This window comes from Rubellimicrobium arenae (assembly GCF_017916275.1).
In the GTDB taxonomy this organism is placed as follows: domain Bacteria; phylum Pseudomonadota; class Alphaproteobacteria; order Rhodobacterales; family Rhodobacteraceae; genus Rubellimicrobium; species Rubellimicrobium arenae.
Genome location: NZ_JAFMST010000032.1, coordinates 1 through 1,367 on the forward strand (window position 1 = coordinate 1; position 1,367 = coordinate 1,367).

The following is a 1,367-nucleotide window of genomic DNA, read 5'->3' on the forward strand; positions in this document are numbered from 1 at the left end:
CGCCCTCCGCCAGGCCGGCGTCCAGGCCATCTTCGGCCCCGGCACCCCCATCCCCCTCGCCGCCCGCGCCGTCCTGCAGCTGCTGGAGGGGAACGCGGAGGACCCTGTGGCGGAGGGGCCGCTCCCCCCCGCCGGATCTGACGGCGGATGACCCCACCTGGACCGTCCGTCCGAAACCGTCCGATGCCGGAATCCCGGCCGGGTGCATCGGACCGGCCGATCCGACCGGAGGGTGCCCGCCCCACGCCGGCCCCGCGCCGGCCCCGATCCGGGGTGGCGCCGGAGGCCCCGAGCGACGAGACTGGCCATGCGCCAAGAGGGCTCGGAACAACAGGACGGAGGACAGGATGCGACCGGTTGCATCGAACCTGCAGACCATCGACGCCCGGCAAGGCCCGGCCTGCCGGCGGACCACCCCTGGACCTGTCCCGCGACGCGACCGGCTCCTGCCGCGCCAAGGGCCGGAGCGTCCATGACCCGCCTTGCCACCGCGCGCAGCTTCCTGTTCGTCCCCGCCGATCGGCCCGAGCGCTTCGCCAAGGCCCATGCCTCCGGGGCGGACATCGTCGTCGTGGACCTGGAGGACGCGGTGGCCCCGGCGGCCAAGGTTCCGGCGCGCGAGGCTCTCGCCCAGCGGCTCGATCCGGGACGCCCGGTGGTCGTCCGCGTCAATGCGCCGGGAACGGAATGGCACGACGCGGACCTGACGCTGGCCGGGCGGCCGGGCGTGGCCGCCCTCATGCTGCCCAAGGCGGAGCGGGCGGACGACATCGCGCGCTGTCCCGGTCCGGTCATCCCGCAGGTCGAAACGGCCAGGGGCATGGCCGCGCTGGAGCAGTTGGCCGCGGCGCCACGGGTGGTCCGGCTCGCGCTCGGCACGCTCGACCTCGCGCTGGACCTGGGTATTCCGGCGGAAGGAACGGCGATGGACCTGTTCCGCGCGCAGATGACCCTGGCCTCGCGCGTGGCGGGTCTTGCGCCCCCCATCGACGGGGTGACGACGTCGTTCGACGATGAGGCGCCGGTCGAATCCGACACCCGGCGGGCGCTCGCCTTCGGCTTCGGCGCGCGGCTCTGCATCCATCCGCGCCAGATCGGCCCGGTGCATCGCGCCATGCGCCCCAGCGACGAGGAGCTCGCCTGGGCGCGGGACGTGGTCGACCTGGCCGACCGGGAGGCCCGCGGCGCGGTCAACCTGCGAGGGACCATGGTGGACCCTCCGGTGGTCGAGCGGGCACGACGCCTCCTCGCGCGGGGCTAGGCCGGCCGACCCGTTGCCGCTTCCCGACAGGCCCCCCTCATCCCCCTGGGGTCAGCGGGCGATGAGGACCTCGATGCCGCGGCGTTCGAAGGCCTGGGCGTCGCGG

At 75.1% G+C, this 1,367-nt stretch carries 1 protein-coding gene; it reads left to right on the forward strand.

What is annotated here, in order from left to right; translation table 11 throughout:
- Positions 1-472: 472 nt before the first annotated feature.
- A complete protein-coding gene (locus tag J3P31_RS21130; RefSeq protein WP_210530513.1) occupies positions 473-1,261 on the forward strand; it encodes an HpcH/HpaI aldolase/citrate lyase family protein in 789 nt (262 codons plus the stop codon).
- Positions 1,262-1,367 lie beyond the last annotated feature (106 nt).

Excerpts from the sequence above, each read along its gene's own strand:
- J3P31_RS21130 (WP_210530513.1), top strand. The coding sequence starts at position 473 with ATGACCCGCCTTGCCACCGCGCGCAGCTTCCTGTTCGTCCCCGCCGAT.